2 protein-coding genes are annotated in these 2,830 nt (G+C 64.8%); both read left to right on the forward strand.

Annotated elements, in window-relative coordinates; genetic code table 11:
• Positions 1 to 397: 397 nt before the first annotated feature.
• Positions 398 to 1,897 (forward strand): NCS1 family nucleobase:cation symporter-1, encoded by a 1,500-nt coding sequence (locus NX068_RS20990; protein WP_263463183.1) that lies wholly within the window; start codon positions 398 to 400, stop codon positions 1,895 to 1,897.
• 12 nt (positions 1,898 to 1,909) lie between these two features.
• The gene (locus tag NX068_RS20995) at positions 1,910 to 2,632 is read left to right on the forward strand and encodes an aspartate/glutamate racemase family protein (RefSeq protein ID WP_263463185.1); all 723 of its coding nucleotides are present in this window, start codon (positions 1,910 to 1,912) and stop codon (positions 2,630 to 2,632) included.
• Positions 2,633 to 2,830 lie beyond the last annotated feature (198 nt).

A 2,830-nucleotide genomic window follows, 5' to 3' on the forward strand; every position in this document is an offset into this window, starting at 1 on the left:
GACCACATCGAGAAGCACGATCGCGTCTGGGTCTGCCGACGCGTCGATGTCGCCCGACACTGGATCGAGAAGCACCCGTATCAGCCCGGATGAACGTGCTGCGAAAGGGCCGCTCGCGCAGCTCCGGCAATCGGCCTCGATCCACCGTATCCAAAGGAGGCGGCTTCATGCCCAGCCATGAAGCCAGGGTGGAAACACGCCTCTTCGAATGTAAACAATCTCCAGCAGGTACTGGAGTCGTCGGCCGGGAAAAGTACCGGCTTCAAACAATAAGGAGGAGAACCATGAATTCACATATCAGCCAGGGTGGCCGCGACGGGACACGTCCCGCAACGCCGTTCGAACCTTCGCTCCCCCGCGCGCAACATTGCAGCGGATTCAGGGAAGGGGATGCAGCATGAGCCACAGCGCATCCCTTGCCAACGAGGGCAATCACGAACTCGAACTGCCTGCCGGGACTTCGCCCCGTCTCTACAATCAGGACCTTGCACCCAGCAAGAAGGAGGGTCGCACCTGGAGTGCCTACAACATCTTCGCGCTCTGGGCCAACGACGTGCATAGCCTGGGCAACTATTCCTTTGCCATCGGGCTGTTCGCGCTGGGGCTGGGTGCCTGGCAGATCCTGACCGCACTGATGTTCGGCGCGCTTTTCCTGTTCGTGCTGCTGAACTTCTCGGGCTTCATGGGCCAGAAGACCGGCGTGCCCTTCCCGGTGATGAGCCGGATCAGCTTCGGCACCCGCGGCGCGCAGATCCCGGCGCTGATCCGGGGCGGCGTCGCCATCGTCTGGTTCGGCATCCAGACCTATCTGGCCTCGATGGTGCTGGACGTGCTGCTGATCGCGATGATGCCCAGCCTCGCGCCGCTGTCGCAGCAGATCGTGCTGGGCCTGTCGGTGCTGGGCTGGATCAGCTTCTCGATCCTGTGGGTCGTGCAGGTGATCATCGCCTGCTACGGGATGGAGTCCATCCGCAAGTACGAGGCCTTCGCCGGCCCCATCATCCTGGTCACCTTCCTGTCGCTGGCGGGCTGGATGCTGTATGCCTCGGGCGCCAAGCTGGTCTGGTCGCAACCGGACTCGCTGACGGGCGGCGCGATGTGGGCGCAGATTCTGGGCGGTGCCTCGCTGTGGGTGGCGATCTACGGCACCTTCGTGCTGAACTTCTGCGACTTCACCCGCGGCGCGGTCTCGAAGAAGGCGATCGTGAGGGGCAACTTCTGGGGCATTCCGATCAACATGCTGATCTTCGGCTTGGTCGTGGTGATCCTGACCGGCGGCCAGCTGTCCATCGACGGTACGCTGATCCAGAGCCCGACCGACGTGGTCCAGAAGATCCCGAACACCTTCCTGCTGGCGCTGGCGAGCCTGGCCCTGCTGATCCTGACCATCGCGGTGAACCTGATGGCGAACTTCGTCGCACCGTCCTTCGCACTGGCGAATCTGCTGCCCCAGTACCTCGACTTCCGCCGCGCCGCCGTGGTCAGCGCGATCATCGGCTTCGTCATCCTGCCGTGGAATCTGTACAACTCGCCGGTCGTGATCGTCTATTTCCTGGGCGGGCTGGGCGCCTTCCTCGGCCCGCTGTTCGGGATCGTGATGGCCGACTACTGGCTGATCCGCAAACAGCACGTCGATGTGCCCGCGCTCTACACCGAGGATCCCCGGGGCCCCTACCACTACGTCAACGGCATCAACCCGGTGGCGATCAAGGCACTGATCCCCTCGGCCCTGATCTCGCTGATGTTCGCCTTCCTGCCGGCGCTGCAAGTGCTGTCGCAGTTCTCGTGGTTCATCGCGGCGGGGCTCGGCGGGCTGTTCTACTACATGCTCGCACCCAAGAACGGTATCTATGCCGACCGTGATGGCGAAACGATCGCCGTGGCCACCAATCATTGACCGGAGAGAAAAATGCGCATTCTGATCGTCAACGTGAACACCACCGCCTCGATGACCGAGGGCATTGCCGCGCAGGCCCGCAAGTTCGCGGCCCCCGGCACCGAGATCGTCGGCCTGACGCCGCGCTTCGGTGCCGAGTCGGTCGAGGGCAATTTCGAAAGCTATCTCTGCGCCGTCGGCGTCATGGATGCGGTGATGCGCTATGACCAGCCCTTCGACGCGGTGATCCAGGCCGGTTACGGCGAGCATGGCCGCGAGGGTCTGCAGGAACTGCTCGAGGTGCCGGTGGTGGACATCACCGAGGCCGCCGCCTCGACCGCGATGTTCCTCGGCCACAAGTATTCGGTCGTGACCACACTGGACCGCGCCGTGCCGCTGATCGAGGACCGGCTGAAGCTGGCCGGGCTGGATGCGCGCTGCGCCTCGGTCCGGGCCAGCGGCATGGCGGTGCTCGAACTGGAGACCCAGCCCGAACGCGCGGTGGAAACCATCGTGGCCCAGGCCGAGGCCGCGGTGCGCGACGATCATGCCGAGGTGATCTGCCTGGGCTGCGGCGGCATGGCCGAGCTCGAGGCCAAGGTGCGCGAGCGTACCGGCGTGCCGGTGGTCGATGGCGTGGCCGCCGCCGTGACCATCGCCGAATCGCTGGTCCGGCTGGGGCTGCAGACGTCCAAGGTCCGCACTTATGCGCCGCCGCGGCCCAAGAATGTCATCGGCTTCCCGCTGCCGCTGTAAAAGGCGGCCGGCCGCTGCGCACGCCTGAAATACCGCAATCCCGACATCCGTGTCTTCACCACCCGGCGGGCGCCCGACGCCCGCCGTCATGCACATCCATATAGATAGAGGAGATTTTCCTATGGCCAGCCACACCCCCGGCGCCCCCGTCTTCGCCGCCCCCGCCGAACTGCCCGACTGGGCCCTGCGCTCGGTCGA

The sequence above is a fragment of the Thauera carbonicopians genome, assembly GCF_025699485.1.
GTDB lineage: Bacteria > Pseudomonadota > Gammaproteobacteria > Burkholderiales > Rhodocyclaceae > Thauera.

Bases quoted from the DNA above. Each gene is read 5' to 3' on its own strand.
- NX068_RS20990 (WP_263463183.1), top strand. From the start codon at position 398: ATGAGCCACAGCGCATCCCTTGCCAACGAGGGCAATCACGAACTCGAA.
- NX068_RS20995 (WP_263463185.1), top strand. From the start codon at position 1,910: ATGCGCATTCTGATCGTCAACGTGAACACCACCGCCTCGATGACCGAG.